Source organism: Streptomyces stelliscabiei (assembly GCF_014873495.1).
GTDB lineage: Bacteria > Actinomycetota > Actinomycetes > Streptomycetales > Streptomycetaceae > Streptomyces > Streptomyces bottropensis.
Genome location: NZ_JADBGF010000001.1, coordinates 3,085,521 through 3,109,370, shown reverse-complemented (window position 1 = coordinate 3,109,370; position 23,850 = coordinate 3,085,521). Strand labels below are relative to the sequence as shown.

Genomic DNA, 23,850 nt, shown 5'->3' with positions numbered 1-23,850 from the left:
AACGCCTTCCTCGGGGACGAGACGACGGGCATGTTCCGCGGACCGTACCTCCGCCTGCGTACGCCCTTCACCCCGGCGAACGACGGCTGGCAGCAGCACCTGGATTGGGTCCGTACTGACGGCTGGACGCCGTACGCCCACCAGGCCCGCGCCTTCGCCCGGCTCACCTCCAAGGACGGCCACACACCCCAGCCCACCCTCGTCACCACAGGCACAGGTTCCGGCAAGACCGAGTCGTTCCTGTACCCCGTGCTCGATCACTGCGCGCGCGAACGCGCGGCCGGGAACAACGGGGTCAAGGCGGTCTTCCTCTACCCGATGAACGCGCTGGCCACCGACCAGGCGGCCCGGATCAACGATCTGCTCACCGATTACGACGAGTTGAGCGGTGTCCGCGCCGGCCTGTACATCGGGGAGAAGGCGGCGACGCACTACGACCGGGTCTACACCCGCCGCCAGGACATGCAGCTGTCCCCGCCGGACATCTTGATCACCAACTACAAGATGCTCGACCTGCTGCTCCAGCGGGCTGCCGACGCACCGCTGTGGGACGGCAGCGACATCCGCTACGTGGTTGTCGACGAGTTCCACACCTACGACGGCGCGCAGGGCACCGACGTCGCCATGCTGCTGCGCCGTCTTGCCATCGCCGTCGATGCCAACCGGCCTGGCATGCCGCTGGGCTCGATCACCCCCGTCGCCACCTCCGCGACCCTCGCCTCCGGCACTGATGAGGACGGGGTACGCCAACTCCTCTCCGTGGCCACCAACGTCTTCGGCGCGGAGTTCACCGAGGACGCGATCGTCGGTGAGGACCGGCTGACGGTCGACGAGTTCATCCTGGGCGAGGACGAGTCGATCCCGGACGCGCGATTCCTCCCCGGCCAGGCCACGCCCCCTGAGACCCTCACCGCCCTGCCGGATCCGGCGTCCGGCCCCGAAGAACTCGCGGACCTCGCCGAGGCCGTCACCGGAAGCCGGATCATCGACCCGGTCGCCCTTGGCGCCGCGCTCAAGCGCAACCGGCTCACCTACGCCGTCCTGAACGCCTTCGACGGCACGGTGCGCACCTACGACGAGGTGCTTGACGTGATGCGCCGCAGTGGGGCGAAGAGCTGGGACGAGGCGATCACGACGCGGCCCCAGATCGCTGCGCTGGCACTCGCCCGCTTCGTCGCGCTGCTGTCCGTGGCGCGTGACCCTGACGCGCCGGACGCGATCAGCCGCCCCTTCGTCCAGGTCGAGGTGCACCAGTGGGCGCGGTCCGTCACCCGCATGCTGCGGGGCGTACTGCCGTGGCCGAAGGCCGAGTTCGCGTGGGACACGGCCGGGGCGCAGAGCCAGTCGCGTACGACGCCGGACACCACCACCTCCCGCGACACCAAGATCTTTCTGCCCGCGGTGTACTGCCGAGAGTGCGGGCGTTCCGGCTGGTCGGTCCTCGCCCCCGAGTCGGACTTCGAGGAGCTGAACTTCGAGGCCCACAAGATCCGCCGGGCCACCGTCACCGCTGAGAAGGCCAAGGTGCGCACCCTAGTGGCGGCCACCGACAACGAGGCCCGCGAGGGCAACGGCCGTACCGTCATGGACCCGGCGGCGCAGAGGTCGCTGACCACCGGCGGCGCGGGCGTGCTCATGGTGCTCGACGGCCTGTCCCAGCGCCTGCGGCTGCCCGACCCCCAGGGCGACTACGACGACGAGGGCAACCCGGCTCCTGCCGGTCCCGACTCCGCCTTCGTCCTCGTACAGCTCGGCGACACCGCGGAACGCGCCGCCAAGGACGACTGGTGCCCTGCCTGCGGCACGCACAACGCGATCCGCTTCGTCGGTACGGGTGCTGCCGCGCTCGCCGCCGCTTCCGTCACCCAGCTGTTCACCGGCGGGGAGATGGACAAGAAGCAGCGTGAGACGAAGACGCTGATGTTCAACGACTCGGTGCAGGACGCCGCGCACCGGGCCGGTTTCGTCGCCTCCCGCTCGTACACCTTCTCCTTGAGGGCCCTGTTCACCAAGCACCTGAGCGAGCAGCGGCCCAGCGCGCTCAACGACCTCGTCGCCGACGTCGTCGCGGCCACCACTGACCGTGAGACACTCGCCGCCGTAGTCCCGCCGGACCTCCACGACGACACGGGCGTAGCACGCCTGCTGTCCGGCCAAGGACGAGGCGGGGACAAGAAGACCTGGGACCTGATCGGTGAACGGTTCGCGTTCGAGGCCGTCATGGAGTTCGGCCACCGCTCCCGCAACGGCCGTACCCTCGAACTGACCCGTACCTCAGCCGCCTGGGTGGACATCCCCGACGAGCAGGCGGCCGTGGCGCTCGTACGCGCCGCTCATGAGGAGGCCGCCCTCCGCGGGTTGACGTTCACCGAACACGATGACGCCCGCTATCTGGCCTTCCTGCGCGGCCTGTTGGAGCGGCTGCGTACGCGTGGAGCGGTTGGGCACCGGTGGCTGGAGAAGTTTCTCGACGAGGCGGGCACCAGCCGCTACTTCATCTGGGGAGGCCGCCCGCGCGGTATGAAGGCCTTCCCCAAGGGGGTCTCCGCACCGAGTTTCCTGCTGGCGCGGCCCAAGCCGAGCAGCGAGTTCGACTTCGCCGCCGGACGTCTGTCCTGGTACCAGACCTGGGCCCAGCGTTGCCTCGACATGACCCGTGAGCAGGCCGACGAGTTCTGGGTGCGGCTGCTGCCCCGGCTCACCGACGCCGGGCTGCTCTCGGCGCGCACCCCGAGCGACACGGCCGCCCGCCTGTACGGCCTTCAGCCGGGTGCCATCCGCCTGCAGTTGCTGACCGACGCCCAGGTCAACGAGGCGTATGTGCGCTGCCCGAAGTGCTTCTGGGAGCAGACCGTCCATCCCTCGCTGCTGGTCCAGTACCACGGGCAGCCCTGCCAGGCGTATCGCTGTGCGAAGGGGCGGCTGGTCGCTGGTGATAGGTGGCTGGAGACCGTTGACCGGCACGACCGGGACCGCGACTACCGCGATGACTACTATCGCCGCCTGTACCGGCGAGCGGGCACCTACCAGGTCATCACCGCCGAGCACACCGGTCTGCTGTCCCGCGGCAAGCGCGAACGCGTCGAGGACGCCTTCCGCAACGGCGAAGGGTTCAACGACCCCAATGTGCTGTCCTGCACGCCTACCCTGGAGATGGGCATCGACATCGGCGACCTGTCCGCCGTCGTCCTCGGCGCCCTGCCGCGCCGTCCGGCCAACTACGCCCAGCAGGCGGGCCGGGCTGGACGCCGTACCGGCAACGCCTTCCTGCTGACCATTCCCGACCGCAAGCGCCGCGACCTGTACTTCCTCGACCGGCCACGGGACATGATCGACGGACGGATCGTGCCGCCGGGCTCGTATCTGTCGGCCATCGAGATCCTGCGCCGCCAGTACACCGCCCACCTCCTCGATCTCGCGGCGCGCGGCCGGCTGCTGCGCGAGGACGGCAGGCCGCTGGCCGCGCTGTCGCGCCGAGTCGACGAGCTCTTCGGTCCCTCCGGCTATCTCGCCGACTTCACCGACGCCGCCCTCGCCCACGGCGAGGAACTCGTCGCCCGCTTCCTCGCCCTGTTCCCGACCGGCGTGAGCGACACCGCCAAGGCGGAGCTGGAGAAGTACGCGGTCCGCGGCATCCGCAGCGCGATCGAGAAGGCCGAACGGGAGTGGGAGCGCGAGAACCAGAAGCTGCGCACCCGCATCCGTACGATCCGCTCCGCGATCGACGAGCTCAAGGACGGCGACGATGAACAGGCGAGCACAAAGGCGGAGTTGGAGGCCGAACTCGGAGCCATCTCCAAGCAAGGCGCCACACGGCAGCGTCAGCCCGCCCAGACAGTGCTGTGCGACCTCGGCCTGCTGCCCAACTACGCCCTCATCGACGCCACGACCACCCTCGACGCCACCGTCTTCTGGCCCGAGGGCACCACACCCGAAGGCCGGCCCCGCTACAAGTCGAAGTCGTTCTCCCACGGGCGTCCGCGTGGCTTCGCCCTGTCCGAACTCGCCCCCGGGAACACCTTCTACGCAGAGGGCTACAAGCACCGGATCACCGGTATCGATATCGTCACCGGCCGGGACCAGGACTGGCGCCACTGGCGCTTCTGTCCCTCGTGCGGCTATGTCCGCACCGAGAACGCCGAGAACGACATCACGCCCTGCCCGCGCTGCGGGGAGGCGGGCATCGCCGACTCGGGCAGCCTGTGGCAGATCGTCCAGCCCAGCGTCGTGACGGCCCGTGACAAGCGGGAGGACGCCAGGATCGGCGACGAGAGCGACGACCGCGACCGCCGCTTCTACACCGTCGTCGACATGGTCGACATCCACCCCGACCACTTCGCCAAGGGCAAGTCCTGGCGGCACACCAAAGAGGTCTTCGGCGTCGACTACACCCGCCGTGCCGTCATCCGCCGTATTAACGCTGGACCGCTTAGCATCGGCGCCCAGGAGAACGAGCAACTCGCCGGGAAGCCGGTGCGCATCGCCCCCTTCCACGTGTGTACTGCCTGCGGAGCCGCGAGCGCCGACGGACGACCGGTCTTCGACGACGACAGGGACGCCGTCGACAACTCCGCCAACCGCCAGCGCGAGCTCAAGCACCACACTCCCTGGTGCCCGCTGCGGCGCGGTAAGAAGGGCGTACCCCAGGAACCGGTCCTGCTCGCCCACGAGTTGGAGACCGAGGCCCTGCGCATCCTGCTGCCGGCCGCGACCGTCCTCGTCGAGGAGAAGGTCCACTCCTTCCAGGCGGCCCTGCGCCTGGGCGTGGACGGCGCCTTCGGCGGCGACCCTCAACACCTCGCCACCACCCTCGCCACCATGCCGGACCGCGACACCGCGGAGACACGGCACTTCCTGGTCCTCTACGACCGCCTCCCGCACGGCACCGGCTATCTCGACCGGCTCACCGACCCCGCGGCCTTCCGTCAGGTGCTGGAGGGCGCGCGCCGGCTGCTCGTGGAGTGCCCCTGCAACGAGGAGGGCGGACCGGCCTGCCACCGCTGTCTGTACCTCTACGCCGACGAGCAGTACATCGAGCGCGTGTCCCGCCAGGCCGCCTTGGAGATCCTCGACGAACTCCTGGGCACCGACACCGACGCCTGGAACACCAAGAAGGTCGGCAACACCGATCAGATCGGTCTCGACGGACAGGTCGAGTCCGATCTGGAGGCACGCTTCCTCAAGGCCCTGCGTGGGTGGGCCGGACAGCGCGGTGACGCCGTGCTGGAGGAGAGCGGCGACAACAGCGCCTATCTGCGTCTGGACGAGATCGGCACCGTGCACGGCTGGCGTCTGACGGCGCAACGAAACGAGGGTTACACCCGTACCGACTTCACCTTCGAACGTGTCGACGGCCCCAAGCAGAAGATCACCGTCTACCTCGACGGACACCGCTTTCACGCCTCTCGCCGGAACAACCGGCTCGCAGGCGACGCCGACAAACGCAACCGGCTCCGGGCCGAGGGGAGAATCGTCTTCCAGCTCACCTGGCACGACCTCGACGCCTTCGAGCGGCAGACGAACACGGCGGAGTCCGGCGCGGGGCGCGAGACGGCCGAGCCGGTGTGGCCGCCGTACCCGCGCAGTGCCCAGGACCTCGCCAAGCAGCTCTACGCCGACCGTGGCGGCGACGACCTCGTGGCCACCGCCTTCACCGACCCGATGACCATGCTCCTCGCCTACCTGCGCAGCCCGGACGACGCGGCCTGGGGCAAGCGGGCATCAGCCATGGTCGGCGGGCTCCTCGGGACCGGCCAGGAGATCCTCGTCGGCAACGGCACACCCGACCAGACGCGTCAGACGCTCAGCGGTCTCCTCGACGCCTGGGGCCGCACCGACGGCATCGACCCGGCCCCCGTGCAGGGCACTGGCACGCTCAACCTGTTCCAGACCAGCGACCAGTCCGGTCTCCCCGTCGCCTTCCTCGTCGATGCGGCCACCGGCCACTGGTCAGCACTGGCCTGCCTTGACGACACCGCACACGACCAGCTCGGCACGCCCGAACACAAGGCGCGCTGGCGCTCCTGGCTCCAGTGGTCCAACATCCTGCAATTCCTCGCCCACGACGGCGGCGATGGCATTCAACTCACCACAGCCACCGCGGCGCGCTTCGACATCTCGGTCCTCAAAGCCTTCGGCGGCCTTGGTGAACTCGAATCCCTCGTCGTGCGGTACGGCACCGGCACACCCGCGCCGCAGCCCGTACCCGCAGAGGCCTCCAACGAGACTCCTCTCGAAGCAGCGGTGCGGGATCTGCTGTGGGACCAGGAGATCCTCGAATACCTCGACGAGGACGAACCCGACGCTCCCCTCACCCGCCTCGCCCATGTCTTGGCCGACGGCGGCAAGAAGGCCCCCGCTTACGGCTACGAGCTCGGCGAACGCGGTTGGCTCGCCGACTTCGTCTGGGACCACGGCACCCCGCAGATCGCCGTCATGGCCGATCCGTACGACCAGGAGGACGAGGAAAGCGACAAGACCTGGAGCGCTTATCGCGACGCCGGGTTCACCATCCGCTCGGCCGACGACTGGCTCGCCGATCTCGATGCTCTGTTGAGCGTGCTCCCCGACGCCACCGCCCGTCCCGACTCCGAAGAACAGAGTGCCGCCCGATGACCGCACGTCTGAGCCTCTACCAGAAGGCCGAGAACGAGCTCTACAAGATGGACTCGTCGGTCAAGACGAAGTTCTACGACTTCTGCCATCAGTTCCGTCTTGACCCCGATCACCCCAGCCTCGACCTCAAGCCCCTCAAGGGTGACGGCCGGATCTTCCGCGCTAAGATCGACCGTTCGTACCGGGCGCTGCTGGCCCGGGCGGGGGTCGGCGCCGACGGTGTCCAGCAGTGGCTGATCGTCGCCGTCCGCCACCGCAAGGACGTCTACGAAGAACTCACCGTCGCCATCAACCGGATTACGGGCGAGATCGAGTTCGTCGACCTCGGCGTCGTCGGTCAGAGCGTCCTCCAGCGCGCGGGACTCCAACTCACGCCGGCCCAGGACGAGCACACCGCACCGGCCGAGCCCACGCCCGCCCCCGTCGTGACGCCACAACCGGCTGCCCCCGCCGAACCGCTCCTCGTCGGCTGCACCCCCGAGGACCTGCGCCGGCTTGGTGTCGCCGACGCCCTCATCGGCCCGGCCCTCGCCGTCACGACCGACGAGGAATTCGACCAGCTCATCGCCGGCGCCCCCCGCCTGACCGCTGAGGTCCTCACGGGCCTCGGCTCCGGCATGTCCGTCGACGAGGTCGAGCGTGAGATCACCGAGCCTGCCTCCGCCGAGCTCGAACCGGGCTTCGAGGACGACATGGCGGCGGCCCTCACCCGTACCGCGGTCACTACGGTCGACGACGACATCCGCAATGTGCTGGCCGAGGGCGACTTCCGGGCCTGGAAGGTCTACCTCCACCCCACCCAGCGCAAGATCGTCGAACGGAACTACAGCGGCCCCGGCCGGGTCAGCGGCGGCCCCGGCACCGGCAAGACCATCGTCGCCCTGCACCGGGTCGCCCGCCTCGCCGCGGCTCTGCCGCCAGGCCACGGCAAGCCGATCCTGCTGACCACGTACACCAAGAACCTCACCGCCGACCTGCGCTCCCGGCTCACCTCGCTCATGGACCCGGCGCTGCTCGGCCGCGTCGACATCAAGCACATCGACCAGCTCGCCCAGAGCGTCCTCAACGAGAACACCGCGCCCGGCGCACAGCGCAGCCTGATCACAGACGACCGGGCGCTGGACGTGCTGCGCGAGGTCCTCTTCGAACACGACGAGCAGCGCTGGGACGCCGAATTCCTCTTCGACGAATGGGAGCAGATCGTCCTAGGCCAGTCCCTCGGCACCCGCCAGGACTACTTCAAGGCCCGTCGCGCCGGCATGGGCCGCGCCCTCAACCGCCCCGAACGCGCAGTCGTCTGGAAACTGCTCGAACAGTTCGCCCTGCGCCTCAACGGCATGGGCCGGGAGACCTGGGCCCAGGCCGCCGAGCGCGCGGCGCGGTACGAGATGGAACGCGCCCGCAAGATCCAGACGCGGGCCGAGCGCAAGGCCGACATCGGCGGCGGCGACCTGGCCCACCTCGACGACAACAGCTCCGCGATGCGCTACCTGCGTCACCGCTACCGTCACATCGTCGTCGACGAGGCCCAGGACCTCAGCCCCGCCCACTGGAAAATGCTGCGCGCCATGGTCGCCTCCGGCCCTGGCGACCTGTTCATCGCCAGCGACACCCACCAGCGGATCTACGACCGGCAAGTCACCCTTTCCACCGTCGGCATCAACATCCGCGGTGGCCGCTCCTCGAAACTGACGCTGAGCTACCGCACCACCCAGGAGATCCTCGACCAGGCCGCCAAGGTCGTCCGCGGGGGCACCTACGACGACCTCGATGACGGCACGGACACCCTCGACGGCTACCATTCCCTGCTGCACGGCCCCGCCCCCGAGTACGTCGCCTGCGCAGACTGGACCGACGAGATCACTCAGCTAGCCGCAGCCCTCAAGCAGTGGCGCGCGGACATCACCCAGCCCACCGAGGACGGCACTGTACGCGACCCCAGCGGCACCATGGCCGTCTGCGTCGCCGACGGCGATATGGCCGGCCGCGTCGCAGCCGATTTGGAGACGAAGCATGGCATCACCACTGCGACCCTCACCAAGGAGGGGCCGCAAGGTGGCGGCGAGGTCCACATCGGAACGATGCACCGATTCAAGGGACTTGAGTACCAGAAGCTCGCGGTTATCGGCGCGAGCGACGGCATCCTCCCGCGCACTGCTGTCGTCGAGAAATACGAGGCGACTGACCCCAAACGGTACGAACGCGAACTCAAGAAGAGCCGCAACCAACTCTTCGTCGCCACCACCCGAGCCCGCGATGCGCTGCGCATCTCCTGGCACGGCAGGCCTAGTCCGTTCCTGCCGTTGTAGGCCGAGTCGGACTCTGTGCCGCTGCGACCACCGCCATGGGGCAGCGCCACTGTGACTGATCCGTGCACAACCCGGACAGGACACGGAGGGGAGTTCCAAATGCAGGTGAAGCCCGTGATAGCGCAGGCTGACGATGTAGTGGAGGACGGCGCCATGGTGACGGTGGGCGTTGATCTGGCCGGGCGCACCGGAACCACAGGCGTGTGCCGCATGACGTGGGGTCGGCGACCTACGGCTGAACTGCTTCCCGCGAAGCACGACGACGACCTGTTGGCAGCGATGCGGTCTGCGGACATGACGGGGCTGGACTCGCCCCTGGGCTGGCCGGTTGCCTTCACAGCCCTGCTCACTGCGCACCGGACCGGTGTCGAGCTACCTGCGCTCGCTAACCACGCAGCGTGCGCCGACGGTCGCCCCGGACTCGGCAATACCTTCACTCACCGGCTGACCGATGACGTGGCGTGGAAGCGCACTGGGGCGGGCAAGCAGCGTCCGCTGTCGGTGTCGGCCGACAAGCTCGGCATCGTCGCCATGCGCGCGGTCGGCCTGCTGGCTCGGCTGGCCGAGGGCGGTCCGGCGATACCGCGCGACGGCTCGGGTCCAGTTGTCGAGGTCTACCCGGCGTTCGCGCTGATCCAGTGGGGACTCGCCCCGGAGGGGACCTATAAGGGCAAGGACGCCACGGCTGCGCGGTCCCGGATTCTTGCCGGTCTCGAGGCCGGCCTAGACCTGGACCTGTCCGACCGGGTTCGTGTCCGGTGTGTGGCCAGCGACCACGACCTGGACGCCCTGATCTCGGCGGTCGTCGCACGGGCCGCAGCGTGTGGGATGACCCATTCGCCGACCACTGAGGAGGAGCATGCCATGGCCGCGGTCGAGGGCTGGATGCATCTCCCTCGACGAGACCTTCCGCTCACCGTTGTGCGGGACGGAGTAGGTCTCTGACCCTCCTCGCCAATCCGGCTGGGGAATCTCACATCGTTGGGAAGCGGTGGCTCGACCTGGAAGCCAAGTCGGCTGCCCTGTCATGAAATTCCAGGTTTGATCTGCACAACCATGCGATGTCAGTGATAGTCCTTAACGGGCAGTTATGGCAGCGAGTACCGTGCTGTCACGCGGCTCCAGTGACGTGTGCCACTGGACTGGATCAGACGCAGGAGCCTGGATACCACGTGGACTTCGCAGCATATGAGGCCTGGCAGGAGGCCCTTGAGGAGGCATTTTTCAGTCCGGAATGGGATGGCCACCCGGTCGTGATGTACGTCGATGACGCGGAAGTCGCCTCCCTGCAGAAGCGGTTTGCCCTGGACGTCTCGCTCGTTGATGCGGTGAGTCGGGGAGTGGACCCAGGCGAGTCCCATCCCTATGCCGCTATCGAGAAGTACGAAGAGTCGAAGAGGTCCGCTGACGGCGCCCCCGCTGTTCTCCCCCTGCTTGCCTGCTCAGTGATCGCTGCGACCCGCATGGCGAACGACGGCCAGCGGCGTGCCAACAACTACCACGACCACCTTTCCCAGCTCCTGACTGGCCGGGATGGGGTGCTGACCTCGGCAAAGTACCTGCCGATCGCGTGGATGTGGCAGCGGCTCGCTTCCTGGCAGCTTCAGTGGGGTGCGTACCGAGGGCTGTGCACCATCCCTTCGCCTGAAGACCTCCCCCAGCATCAGGCACGCATCGGCTACGCCCTCTCGCAGGCCGTACTGCGCGGCACAGACCGCATGCTCCTCCCTAAGTTCTTCCACGTCATGAGCCAGCGGAACAGCACGGCCTGGCCCCTGCCCGGCGCTGTCCTCGTTCGGGGGGCCAAGCTCTGGGACCAGGGCGACAAGTTCTCTACCGGATTCCGGCGGGCAATCGACGACCCCGAGATCTGTCCCATCGCCGAGCGGCTCCTTGGGAACCTTGCGAACGTCTGGGACGGGTCGGAGGAATATGTCCAGCCCGGAACGCCCAGGGCGGAGTTGCTCGTGCGCTTCGAAAACCGGCGGCTCGGGTGGCTGGCACGGCTACCGCGGTTCGGCGAACGGGATTACCAGCTCTCTGGCGGAGTGCAGCTGCAGCAGTTGGGCGACACGAGCTATTACTCGGTCGGCGGGCTGAAGCTGCCCGAGGACCGCTCTCTTCGTGCAGGTTTCCAACTCATAGGCGAGGGGATCGTCGTCAGCCGTCCGGCGTCGTCGCTGGTCGTATTCCGACAGGACGACTCCCTCGACTGCCGGACGAGTGTCGACCGGTTCGTCCCCGGCGAGGAGCACATGATCATTGCGGCTCCGGAGGCGGCAGCCGATGTCGAGGCCGTACTCGACCGTGCTGCCTCCCCGGGACGGCGGAAGGAGGCTGGGCGGCTCTCGTGGATGCCGGAGGGATGGACCTTGTACAACGGGGTCGTCTTCGACGACCCTGTGACCCTCAAGCAGGCCATCCGCAGCGTGCAAGGCGCCGTGCTCGCAGTGCAGCCGGCCCCGCAGTACAAGATGTACCTGCAGGGCGGGCTCCGGATCGCCCCCGACCTCGACCAGCGCCTGTACCTCGTCGGGGGCGAGCCGAACCTTGTCCTCCCGGACGGCGCTTCCGGAGAGGCCAAACTCGACGGTCAGGCGCAGGACCCACCCTTCAAGGCCCGAGGAGTCCCGATCCCTCTCTGGATCCGGGAGATGCCCGAGGGAAAGCACCGGATCGAGGCCGAGGAGTCGGTGGTCGAGTTCACCACCGCAGAGGACGCCCCGAGCCTCGCCACGCCGGACACCGTCGTCGGATTCCCCCTCGCCCGAGGTAAGGGCGCGGCCTACCCTGCTGCGCAGCGAGCGGGCGCGCCGGTAGTCACTGGTGCGCATTTTGGTGAGGCTGGAACGGGCGCCATACCGCGCGTCGTGCTGTGTCGACGCGGCGCGGAGACGACAATCTTCGTTTCCTCGGACGGCCGGGCCTGGGAGGTGGCCGTACCGGACTCGCCGTCCTGGTGGTCCCGCCTTCCTGTGAAACCGTCGGACTACCGCTTCGAGGTGGAGCTGCGCGGAATTGATGGCTGGATCTTGCAGAAGCGGCGCGGCAAGTGGACCGCGGAGGCCGCTTACCCCTCTGAACTGTCCTTCCACCCGACTGCCCGGCACAAGCCGTGGGCCCGCGCTGTCTTGGACGCCGCCGATGCCTGTGCTGACCCGCTCTGGCACTCCTACGTGAGCCTCGCCCAGGAGGTGGGACCGTGACCGGAATCGGGGACCTCCTCCTCCGTTGGACCAGCGAGGTCGGCGGAGGCAAAGTCGCGGACCTGCGCGCCGGGATCCTGAGCACCGCCCGCGGCCGCGGCCTCGCGCTGCGAGGAGGCGCGGAAGGCCGATGGGTACGAGATGTCTCAGCCCTCGGCCACCTCGATGTGGACTGGCGGCGCGGGCAGTGGTCCGCCGCTACCCCCGTACTCACCAGACTGCCCTTTTCCGACGGCCTGGCCCTGATCGCTGGACGCAGAACCGCTGCGTTCGACAGGGCCGTTGATGCGGCGGCCGGGGAATGGGCCGAAATCATCCGGGTCGAGAACGAGACCGCCGACGGGGACATCCCGGTGCCTGACTCGCTGCTCTTCCAGTACGACACCTTCGAAGACCTCCCGGAAGCTGCCGCCATGCTGGAGTGCGCTTTCACCCCGTGCGCCGCCCTCCAAGCATTCTCGCTCCTGCCTGAGCTCTTCGAGGGCTCCCTAGCGGCGCCGCCAGCCCCGGGCAACGCCCACACCGTCGAACGGTACAACCCCGCGCAAAGGCAGTATGAGCCCGCGGAGTCCTACAATCAGGATGGGCTGTACCGCTGGCGCGGGGCCGACTGGTCCCGTCTCGTTCAGGTGCGGCGCGGCGCCGAGTGGCGCAGTACAGAGCATGAGACCGGGGTCTACTTGGAGCTCGCCCGTCTCGGTGCAGGGGCGACGTGGTGGCAGCCGGAACCCGGGAGCGGGCGCAGTAGCGTTGGCCGCCTCGCTGTCGCCTGGGGGGCGCCGCTGCCCCCACTCCATGCCCGGGCTGCCGTCCTGTGCACGGGCCTCCAGCCACGCTTTGATCAGCTGGCCGAGACAGTCCAGTACGACAACCTGCCGTACGCGGCGGCTGAGCGATTGGCCCGCTCTCTCCAGCAGACCCTCGAAATCGAACAGCCGAACCTGGCGTCCGGGAAGGTGAAGTGATGACGGACCCGAGCGGGTTGGCGCCGACCCGGATGAGCGCCGATATCCCCGGCATCTTCGATGAGCTGCGGCGTGCCCTGATGCGCTACTACGACACCCCGTTCGGCGTCGACGACGTCTCCATTATGAAGGAGCGTCGCTCGCTCCTGGACACGGACGGCGGCGCCTGGCGCCAGCCGCTGCTGGAGCTCCGGCCGCAATACGCCTCGAGCGGTGTCTCCGTTGAGGAATCTTTCCGTGCGGCCTCAGCCCATCCCCAGGCTGCAGCGTTCGCCAAGTTCGCCCTTCCTGACGGGGTGGATAGCCTCTACTGGCACCAGCACGAGGCGCTGCTGGCTGCCTGCGGCGAAGGCCGCGACTTCGTTGTCACGGCGGGAACCGGTGCCGGCAAGACCGAGGCGTTCATACTCCCGGTCATCGCCGATCTCGTTGCCGAGTCCGCGCGCTGGACCGGGGGTGGGAGGCCTGCTCCGACCTGGTGGCGGGGGAACGGCGAGTACATGCCGAGTCGAGAGTCTGAAATAGGGCACCGATCTGCGGTGCGTGCGCTCGTTCTCTACCCCACGAACGCACTCGCGGACGACCAGCTGGTCCGCCTGCGCCGGGCCCTCGACAGCGATCCCGCCCGTGCGTGGCTGGACCGGAACCGCGCGGGACACCGTTTCTACTTCGGCCGGTACACCGGGGCCACCCCCGTGCCAGGGAACAGGGACTCTTATCCCGCCCGGAGCCGGCTGCGCACATACATGCAGGCCCTCGACGCGCGTCAGCGGCGGGCCGGGGCAGACGCGCACGAATTCATCCCTCGCATCGGTGGCGCCGAGATGCACGCACGCTGGGATATGCAGGCCGCCGCGCCAGACATCCTGGTCACGAACTACTCGATGCTCAACATCATGCTCCTCCGCCCGCAGGAAGCACCGATCTTCGAGTCCACCAGGCGCTGGCTGCACAGCACTCCCGGTGCCCGTTTCACCCTGGTCCTCGACGAGCTCCACATGTACCGAGGAACTGCGGGCACCGAGGTCGCCTACCTGTTGCGGAACCTGCGCCATCGCCTGGGGCTTGACGACGCGCCGGAGAAGTTCCGCGTCCTAGCTGCGTCTGCGTCGCTGGTGGGAGGGCGCGACGACGACTTCCTCGAGTCGTTCTTCGCTCTGCCTCGGGGGCGTCACAAGGTCATCCCCGGCAGTCTTGTCCTGCCCGCTGTCCGGCCTACGGACCTGACCACTCAGGCCCCAGCCCTCGCCCGTGCGGCTGAGTCGGCCCTGTCCGCTGGTGAGGCGGGCGCACTCCTTTCTGAGACTGGAGCTGCCGACGCGCTGGCTCTGGCGCTCGCACCCGACGGCAAGCCACGTGCCGTCGCCATGCCTGAGCTCGCCGCAGCGTTGTTTCCAAGGCTCACTGACGCAGATGCACAAGGGAAGGCCCTCCGCGGGGTCCTCCGGGCACTGGGCATGGCGGACAACCCTGCCCTGCCCAAGCTCAGGGCCCACATGTTCTTCCGGAACATCGATGGCATCTGGGCGTGCTCTGACCCGGAATGCCAGGATGTCCCCGGCGGCAGGGACCCCCGGCGGCGAGTCGGCCGACTGTTCCGTGAACCGGCTTCCCGGTGCACCTGCGGAGCACGAGTGCTTGAGCTCCTGCACTGCCAGAACTGCGGTGACTTGATGCTCGGTGGCTTCACCACCCCCTCGGCCACCGAGAAGAAGAGATTTCGCGGAGCCCTGCACACGGACTTCCCCGACTTCGACCTCCTGCCTGAAGAGATCAGCGGAACTGCGAATGCGGGTAACTACGTGGTCTATTGGCCCCGGCAATCCGCACTTGGACTGAACAGCCGTGACTGGACCGCCTCGGAGTCCAACAATGGCCCGGGCGTCACTTTCGAGTTCCGGGAGAGCCGTTACCAACCGGGCACCGGCCGCCTCGCCAACGACAAGGCGCACTACACCGGTTGGTCTTTCCACGTGGTCCCCGACATGAAGGACGGGAAGCCTGCTGTCGACCTCAGAGGTCTGAGACCGTTCCCGACCCGGTGTCCGGCCTGCGGTGACGACTGGGAGCTCAAAAGGACGCGGGACGGTAAGTGGATCGGCCTGGAGGACCCAGCCCGGCTCCGCATGGCCCCGGTGCGCCGCATGCGCACCGGTTTCTACAAGATCAACCAGGTGCTCACCACCGAGGTTCTCGGGCACATGCCAGACGGCGGACGAAAGATCATTGCGTTCTCGGATAGCCGCGACGACGCCTCCGAGCTCGCGAGTGGCCTCGCCCTGCGCCACTATCAGGACCTCCTGCGCCTCTTGACAGCTCAGGCGGTGACGGAGCAGGGGGACCCGTACGCCGACCTTCAGTTGGTCAAGGCGTTCTATGCCAGGGACGCGGTGGACCGTGACGAGGTCAAGGAGGCTGTGCGGCGGCTCCGGGGCCGTCACCCCCGGGAGTTCGCCGCACTCAAGGATATCCTGACCGACGACATCGCAGCAGAACCGGAGAAGCAGCCGGAACTCGAAGCAGTCATCGGCAATCTGCCGTCCCTGAAGGATCTTCAGTACGACATGCGAGGGCTCCTCCTCGATCACGGCACTAACCCGGGCGGTCCTGCAGCCTCGCTTCAGGAGCGAGGCGGCATCGCGTGGACGTCGCTGTTCAACTGGGCTGGCGATCGGACGATAAAGGCGGGTCTGACCCCGGAGCAGGATGAATTCCTCGCCCGTATCGAAGAGAACCTGGGTTGGGAGTTCCTCAACGGGCTCTTCTCCAGCGCGGGCCGCGACTTCGAGTCTCTCGGGCTCGGCTGGCTCAGCCTAGTCGGTGATCGTGGGCTGCTTGATTTGCCGACGGGATCCGACGAGGCGCGAGCGCGCTGTAGCCTGCGGATTCTCGGACACATGCGCCGTTTCTCCGGGGTTCGCGCCGCATCGGAGAAGCCGCCGGCCCCATTGTTTCGGTACTGGAAGCACATCGCCGACCGCGACGGTCTGGACGTCGATGTGATCGCAGACCGCGTACTGGCAGCTTGGGGCCCGGCCGTGGTCCAGTACACCATCGACCCGGCCAAGGTCGCGCTTCGTCCCGGCGATGGCCGGGTCTGGTCCTGCCGAAACTGCCGTCGGTCGCACCTCCACCCCGGCACGGGAATCTGCACGAAGTGCCGCACCGAACTCCCTGCGGAACCTGAGCGCTTTACCGGGGTGCTCAACGAGGACTACTACGCATGGAAGGCCAGGAACCGAACCGGGAACTTCCCCCTGCGTACGGCTGAGCTGACCGGCCAGACCGACCGCCTCGACGCACAGTCGCGACAGAGCCGCTTCCAAGACGTATTTCTCGGAGAAGACGACATCCCGGAAGCCGACGGCATCGAGGTGCTTTCGGTGACGACAACCATGGAGGCCGGAGTCGACGTCGGCTCCCTCAACACGGTGCTCCTCGCCAATATGCCGCCCACCCGCTTCAACTACCAACAGCGGGTCGGGCGTGCGGGCCGCCGCGACAGCCCGGCAGCCACCGCCCTCACCGTCTGCCGAGGGCGGAGCCACGACGAGCACTACTTCGCCCGCCCCGACGAGATCACGAACGCTCCTACACCGCCCCCCTACCTTGCCCTGGGCATGCCTTCCATCTTCAAGCGCGTGTTCCTCGGCGAAGTCCTGCGCCAGGCATTCGCCGCCCTGGCCGCAGGGAGTACCGACGAGGAAGCCGACATGACGCGGAACATCCACGGACAGTTCGGGCTGTCCGAGGACTGGTCCGCCCACCGTGCAGCGGTCTGCCAGTGGGTCGACACCCACCAGCAGAAAATAGAATCTGCAGCCCTGGCCCTGCAGGCTTCCACTCCCGAACCGGTCGCTTCGATCGACCCCATGACCTGTATCAAGGAGCTCCTGGACCAGGTAGACAAGGCCGCAGAAGGCAAAACCGGTCACCCGGACCTTAGCCAGCGCCTGGCGGAGTCCGGCCTTCTGCCCATGTTCGGCTTCCCCACCCGTGCCCGGCTCCTGTACACCGAGCTTCCCCAGCAGAACTTCCCCTGGCCGCCGCCCGGAGCCATCAACCGCGACCTGGCCGTGGCACTCTCCAGGTTCGCGCCCGGTGCCGAGACGCCGCGGGACGGCCGACTGCAGCAGTCGATTGGAGTCGTCGCCTTCACACCAGGCGGACGCAGTCCGAAGCCCGCTGAGGAGCCCTTCGGCCCGGAGCGCATGGTCGCTATGTGCCGCCGTTGTGCTCACATTGAGCCCCTGAACGAGGACGACGTGCCCACGGTGTGTCCTGCCTGCGGCGCCTCAGGCCGGAGTTACACCGCTTTTCCGTTCCGCGAGCCGGCCGGATTCAGGGCAGGCAAGGCCCGGGACTACGACGGCGTACGAGAGTGGGGCGGAGGCGGCTTGAGCACACGCACAGCTGCCGACCTCGAGAAAGGCGCACCGCGAGTCGACCGTGACGCCGACGACTGGCTGGTGGTGCATTGCGGAAGCGGTGACCGCTACACCATCAACAACAACGGCGGTCGCATGTTCCGCTTCAAGAAGGCGGGCTCCCCGTGGAAGGGGTACTACGCGGTCGAGAATCCCCGGGCCGTGCCGGACCTCGAGACGGCTCTTGGCGCGACCGAGCACACCGACATGCTCTTCCTCGGTGCACGTGCTCCGCTCGACCCTGCACGCGGCCTGCGTTTCGACATGGCCAAATCAGACCAGCTGTACGGTTTCCCCGATGCCTACCACGGCCGCCGCGCAGCCTGGTACTCCTTGGCTGCCTTGCTCAGGCGTGCCGCCGCCCCCATGCTCGACGTCCAACCAGAGGAATTGCTCAGCGGTATTCACGGCTCGGCGTCCTCCGCGGTCTCTCCGGTCCTGGCCTACCTCGCGGACAGCCTGGAGAATGGCGCTGGCTTCAGCACACACCTTGGATCAGCCGACCGGATTGGCGAGTTCCTCGGCGCCGTCGACGCATACCTGCAGAGGCTCAGTGGCCAACACGCAGCGAACTGCAGCGGCTCGTGCTACCGCTGCCTCCGCGACTACTCCAACATGCGGCTCCATCCCCTGCTCGACTGGCGGCTCGCCCGCGACCTCGTCGGCGCACTCCGAGGCAGGGAGCTGTCCGTCGACATCGCCCATCACGAGCTCCTGCTGCGGCGGTGGACCGAAGACCGGACAGAGATCCTTGTTGAAATCCGGCATACGCCCGTAGGGCCCATGGCTCTCCTGACGAGTCCGAGGTCTCCGAAGAGCCTGTCGCGATCGTCGCCAAGCACCCGCTCGAGGCTGCCGCCCCTGACTGCGTAGCACCTCGCCTGCAGAAATACGCGGACTTCGTTGAAGAGAACGGGTTGGCTGAGACTGTGGCCTTTGTGGATGCCTATTGCCTCGACCGCACCCCGGCCGCCGTTACGAGCGAGCTTGTTGAGTACTCGGAGGACTTGTGACAGGGGCGATGTTCTCCCATCCCGCTGGAGCAGATCCAGATCCAGATCCAGATCCAGATCCGGCCGCTCCGCCGACTCTGGAAGAGCTGCGCGAGCGTGAACGCCGACGCCGCGCTGCGCTGGCGGCGGCGCGCGAGCGGGGCGAGCTCGCCCCGCTGCGTCGTCCGGTGCAGGTAGGCGTTCCTGTCGGCGGAATACCGGTGACCTCAGCGGACCGCCCGTCGAGCAGTGACCCCCGTGAGTCAGTGGCACTCCCGGCGGAGCTGCCAACGGGTTTCACTTCCACAGAGAGCTGGCGCGCCGCACTGGCGGCTGTTGAAGCCGTCGCGGCCTACTGCCATGCCGAGGGGTACCCTGCCTCGGCGCTGCAAGGGGAGAGGGAAGACATGTCCGCCGACGTGTTGGCCCGCGCCGTAGCCAGCACCATGCGCACGCTGCCTCCAGTGAAGGCGGTCGACCTGCTCCGGCAGGTGCACGGCTCCGGGCTCTGCCTGCTCACGCCCCGGCTCACCGTGCGCGCGGAGGCGCTCTTGGACAAGAAGCCGAATCGGATTTCTGACATGGACGACTCTGACGCCGCACCGTCCGTGCTCGCTGCCGAAGAGGCGTGGTGGCTCTACCGGGACGCAGAGCGGGTCGAGTACAGCAAGATACCTGCCGAGCGGGAGCATGCCCTTGCGGTAGCGCTGCCCCTGCCCGTCGTCGACGATCTGATAGACCGCCGGCGTCTTGTCCACAGGCCGCTCCCGGGCACTGGCCAGCGCGCGCTGTACATCCGGTCTCGCCTCGCACCGACGGACCTGGACCAGGAAGACCTCGAGGAACTCGGCTGGGAAGGCGAACTGGCCCGGCGACAGTTCCGCAGCCGATTGGCAGTCGGCGACAGCTCCGTACTCCAGGAGGACCTTCACGGCCTTCCTCCGACGGATCGCGAGCTGGCCGTAGCCCTTACGAAGGCCCGTCAGTCGGGACAGATACCGCCTGCCCTCCAGGACCAGAAGTGGCTGTGGGGTGCGCTTGAGAAACTCGTGCCCCAAGCCGCAGTCAACGTCCGACGCGACCGCACCTTCGGCCCCTGGCTCCTGGTGAGACGGCTGCAGCGCGCGGTTCGCATGGCACACCGGGCATTGCTGTACGGGGACAGCAAGAAGCACCAGGCATTGATGAGGACCGCTCTGAACGAAGCCTCGGTGCTCGCGACGGCATGGTCGGATGCCGGCTGGGAGGGGCTTAACATCCTTGCCTACGTGCAGGCTGTCGGTGGGCCGGACGGCCCCCGGTACACCGACGCCTTGGACACGCTCATGCCGCAGCCGGGCAAGGGGCCAAGGGAAGACCGCCTTGCTGGCGGCGCTCGTCGCCGACTCGACGAGAATCGGAATATCCTGCGGGCGTTGATCAGGCGCCCGGACAGTTCGCATCTGCTCAATCCGTACCTCGTCCTGGGCATCCCCGACGACGCCGAGGACTGGAAGGACCACTGGCGTCAGCTCCGCCGTTCCCTCAACGACGACGGAGAGGCACAGGTCAACGAGGCGAAAGACGCGATCGAGCGCTTCCAGCGCGGGCGCAGTGAGATCCCGCCTTTCTCAGTCCCTCTCGCCCCGGAGAAGTGGGCCTTGCCCGGAGCCGACGAGTCTGTCATCCGCCGCGGTGGGGCTCCTATGCCGAGGCAGACGCCTCAGCCGGACGCAGACGAGCAGGAATTCGCCAGGGCAGAGGCAGCCCGGGGCATCGTCTGCAATGCCTGCCACAATGTCGGTTTGCCTGCCGAGCCCGAAGCCCCCGAACACTTTGTGCCAGAGAGCAGCCCCAGTGACCAGTAAGCCCAACGGCTCCCACGACCCGTCAGGAAAGAAGAGCAAGTCTTCGCCTGCGGGGAAGCACAACTTGCCCAAGAGAAAGAAGCCGAAGCCGACGGGTGCTACCGCCTCGAACAAGCGCTCTGGGGACGAGCCGTCGGTGGAGAAGCGTACGAAGCAGGACCACCGGGCCCTGTCCAAGGGCCCCTGGACTGCCGGGAGCGCCCACCCCCGCGTGGAGCCCGGCACCTTCGATGCCGCAGCCCTGCTGAAGTCCGTCCTGGCGGTGGTCGAGCCGACGATGCAGGAAGGCCTTCGTACGATCACGGAGTCGGCCCTCAGGCCGGGTGAAGACGGAGACAACAGTAAGGACGGCCGCACGCAGGTGATCCGCGCCGCAAGCCGCCAGGTCGCTGAAGCCTTGCGGACCGCTGTTGTCGAGGGCATGCGGACCAGGCAGCTCCACCTTGCTCAGCTCGCTGTCATCGACCGAGCGGCCAGCCAGGCCGGGAGCCTCTCGGAGCTGAGGAACCGAATCGATGCGGAGATCTCTAAGGCAGGGCTGCGGCGCATCTCGGATACCGACGACCTTGCGGCCTTCAACCTGGCTGACGACGGCGGTTCCGACACGGCCGTCGCCGGTTCCACACCCCAATACGAACTCCTCTCTCCGGCGTACAGCGATAGTGAGTCCGGTCGCATCGTCGAGCGAGGATGGGTCCGCACGCTCCCTGCGCAGGGGCTCTCATGGGACGGCGTCAAGGTCCATGACCGCCGACGCCATGCCCATACGGCTATACCGCACGGCGTCAGCGCTGTGCCCGCCGAAGCGGACGACGGCACGGAGACCGATGCCATCGGAGGTAGTGCCGCGTCGGATCCCTCCGTGCGGGATGTGTCCAGTCCCGGTTCGGACGCTCCGGCAGCGCCCGAAGTGCCGACGGTTACCAATGCCAGCCACGTGACCGTGGCCGTCCAAGCGGAGGAGGAACTGTCCGCGTCGCAGGAGAACGTGGACGAGCCGCAGGAGATCTCTCCGCAGGTTGCCGAAGAACCGTCAGCCGCGGGTACGCAGTCGCACGGTGGCTTCACCAAGATGATGCTCGCCAAAGTCGCGTACCGCGGCTACAAGCCGGTCGGGAGGAAGCAATGACCTACGGGATCGACTTCGGTACCAGCAACTCGGTCGTTGCCCGGTGGACCGGTGAGGAGACAGAGGTCCTGCCGATCGACGGCGAAAACCTCCCCGCCCAGTGGCGGGAGCCTGAATTCGAGGAGTTGTTCCCCTCCGTAATGTCGGTGCGTGACCTCCAGCGGACGCTCTGCTTTGGGTGGGCCGCCAAGACCACCACAGGGGAGCCCGTCGACGCTGTGAAGCGCATGCTCGGCACGCGGTCGGCGGGCGCTGAGCAGACCGAGTCCGGCACGCCTCACCTCGAAGAGCACCATGCCTGGATCGGTGGCGAGCCATTCCGCAGCACCACGGCCGCTGCTGCCCTCTTCTCACGGATGAAGAGCGCGGCGGACAACCACCTTCTGGACCTGTCCGAGGCTGTAGTGACAGTGCCGGCCAACGCCACCGGAGGCGCGCGCTACCGCACCCGTGCTGCGGCTCTGCTCGCAGGCATCAAGGTCAAGGCGCTCCTCAACGAGCCCACCGCTGCAGCGATCTCGTACGCCAATGGCAACGAGGGGGCGGGCCGTTTCCTCATATTCGACTGGGGCGGCGGCACGATCGATGTCACGGTCCTCGAACACGACGGTCGCAACTTCGACGAGCTGAGCTCCCGGGGTATCGCGGCCCTGGGAGGACTCGAGTTCGACGAGGCGCTCGCTCGTATCTTCCTTGCGAAGCTGGGAGAGGTCCCGGAGAAGCTAACGGTGAGGGAGCGCAACCGCTGGCGTCGGGATGTCGAGTTGACGAAGATTGCGCTATCGCGCCGCGATGTACGCGAAGTGCCCTTCGACCTGCCGGCACTCGGTAAGACTCTCACCGTGTCGCGTGAGGAGTACGCCGCAGCCGTCGCTCCGCTGATCAAACGCGCCATGCAGCCCATCGAGGAGTGCCTGAGCGACCTTGGATTTGACGCGCAGGACATCGAAGCTGTCTTGATGATCGGCGGTACTTCGCAGATTCCGGAGGCTCGCGAGGCGGTCGGGACCATCCTTGGCGCAGACCGCATCGTTGACCCGAGACTGTGTCACCCGATGACGGCAGTGGCCCGCGGGGCGGCGATCTACTCCGCTGCCCTCGACAACCACCTTGAGCGCGACCGCTTCAGTCTCGTCACGAACTACGACCTCGGCACGGCCTTCGACGCCGGGCCTCGGAAGGGCTTCTTCCCCATCATTGAGCGAAACCGAACTCTCATCGCTCGGGGAGAGAAGACGTTTCCCCCGGCAGCGCCCGGTGCCACCAGTGTCACGGTCGAGGTCATCGAGGGCGAGAAGGGCTTCCCGGCAGACAGCGACCGGGCTTTCCCGCTGGCCCAACTGGAGGTGAAACTCCCCAAGCCCGAGCAGGATCCGCAGCTTAACGCGATCACCATCCAGTTCCAGTACGACCACAGCGGCATCCTCAAGGTGAAGGCGGTGCATGAGCGCACGCAGAAGCTGCTGAGCGAGAAAGAGATCGATTCGTTCGGACCGGATGGGACTCCGCTCCAGAGCGGACTGGACGGCGAACTGCAGCGGCTTCTCGGGCACGTGGACACCCCCTTCATCGGGGGCGACCACGCTGTTGCTGAAGAAGGTTCTGCCCCCGGAATTCCGACGGCCGATGCCCCGCCACCGGCCCCAGGGCCCGATGCGGGCTTGTCGGTGAACGGGACTCCCCAGCATAGGTTGTAGGAGTGAGCCGCCTCACTGTACTTGGTCCGCAATTCAGATGAGAAGCACCACCAGTAGGTCAACGACGGGGAGGATGAGCAGCGCGATAACCCGATCGCCGCAGCGTTGAGCAGGCTGCTCGATGGTGTCTGGATGCGCGCGACCGGAATGGGGTGATCGGCTGTCGGCGTCGGATGAGTTCGGCCGCCGGATGGCAGGGGACAGATCTAATTCGAGTCAGAGCGACATGCTGTTTAGGTGCGAGAACGTCGGCAGATGATGGCCGCCTGCCGTCCTCTATCACGAAGAGGCAGCTGCACCAAATCACTGATTCTCCGGATTCTGATCCTGCTCGCCAGTAGTTATCCGTGCGGCTTCGCCGCGCGGTGGGCGAGAGGACGGAAAGTCCGCTGCTTCTGCAGCGCTTACCCCGGAGACACGCGATGCGTAACCAGTCCAAGTCTGCTGTTGAGGCTGCGTTCCTGAATGTTCAGGACGCTGCGAAGTACATGGGCATCTCGGTGAACACCCTCTATGTCTGGCGGCACCGCCGGCAAGGGCCGCCCAGCTTCCGGATGGGGCCCGGCGGGAGGGTCATGTACCGCCGGGACCTCCTCGACGCGTGGCTCAGCGAGCAGCAGCAGGCGGACTCACGGTCGAACCCGGCCCTCAACCCGCTGAACA

9 protein-coding genes and 2 pseudogenes are annotated in these 23,850 nt (G+C 67.4%); all 11 read left to right on the top strand.

Translation table 11 applies throughout. The features are described 5' to 3' along the window. Positions 1 to 30: 30 nt before the first annotated feature. Positions 31 to 711 (top strand): annotated as a pseudogene (locus H4687_RS48470) (DEAD/DEAH box helicase); the annotation flags it as partial. A gap of 381 nt (positions 712 to 1,092) precedes the next feature. Beyond that, positions 1,093 to 6,615, top strand: coding sequence for a DUF1998 domain-containing protein (locus H4687_RS13565; RefSeq protein ID WP_404819310.1), 5,523 nt, complete (start codon positions 1,093 to 1,095; stop codon positions 6,613 to 6,615). Further along, positions 6,612 to 8,924, top strand: coding sequence for a UvrD-helicase domain-containing protein (locus tag H4687_RS13560; protein WP_046913967.1), 2,313 nt, complete (start codon positions 6,612 to 6,614; stop codon positions 8,922 to 8,924). The genes H4687_RS13565 and H4687_RS13560 overlap by 4 nt, the downstream gene beginning before the upstream one ends. 99 nt (positions 8,925 to 9,023) lie before the next feature. After that, positions 9,024 to 9,869 carry a DUF429 domain-containing protein gene (locus tag H4687_RS13555; RefSeq protein WP_179860133.1) on the top strand — a complete coding sequence of 282 codons (846 nt, stop codon included), beginning with the start codon at positions 9,024 to 9,026 and terminating at the stop codon, positions 9,867 to 9,869. A gap of 227 nt (positions 9,870 to 10,096) precedes the next feature. Continuing rightward, positions 10,097 to 12,130: a hypothetical protein gene (locus H4687_RS13550; protein WP_046913968.1), complete on the top strand. Its 2,034-nt coding sequence runs from the start codon at positions 10,097 to 10,099 to the stop codon at positions 12,128 to 12,130. After that, positions 12,127 to 13,095 carry a hypothetical protein gene (locus tag H4687_RS13545; RefSeq protein ID WP_046913969.1) on the top strand — a complete coding sequence of 323 codons (969 nt, stop codon included), beginning with the start codon at positions 12,127 to 12,129 and terminating at the stop codon, positions 13,093 to 13,095. Before H4687_RS13550 ends, H4687_RS13545 begins: the two co-directional genes overlap by 4 nt. Next, the gene (locus H4687_RS13540; protein ID WP_159026098.1) at positions 13,095 to 18,395 is read left to right on the top strand and encodes a DEAD/DEAH box helicase; all 5,301 of its coding nucleotides are present in this window, start codon (positions 13,095 to 13,097) and stop codon (positions 18,393 to 18,395) included. The genes H4687_RS13545 and H4687_RS13540 overlap by 1 nt, the downstream gene beginning before the upstream one ends. Before the next feature lie 526 nt (positions 18,396 to 18,921). Beyond that, positions 18,922 to 20,361, top strand: a complete 1,440-nt coding sequence (locus H4687_RS13535) for a hypothetical protein (RefSeq protein WP_046913970.1) — start codon at positions 18,922 to 18,924, stop codon at positions 20,359 to 20,361. A gap of 211 nt (positions 20,362 to 20,572) precedes the next feature. Beyond that, entirely contained in the window at positions 20,573 to 21,490 is a 918-nt protein-coding gene (locus tag H4687_RS13530) for a hypothetical protein (RefSeq protein WP_159026099.1), read from the top strand. Next, positions 21,487 to 23,187: an Hsp70 family protein gene (locus H4687_RS13525; RefSeq protein WP_050398459.1), complete on the top strand. Its 1,701-nt coding sequence runs from the start codon at positions 21,487 to 21,489 to the stop codon at positions 23,185 to 23,187. Before H4687_RS13530 ends, H4687_RS13525 begins: the two co-directional genes overlap by 4 nt. Before the next feature lie 422 nt (positions 23,188 to 23,609). Then, positions 23,610 to 23,792: pseudogene (locus tag H4687_RS48465) on the top strand (helix-turn-helix domain-containing protein); the annotation flags it as partial. Between the last annotated feature and the right edge of the window lie 58 nt (positions 23,793 to 23,850).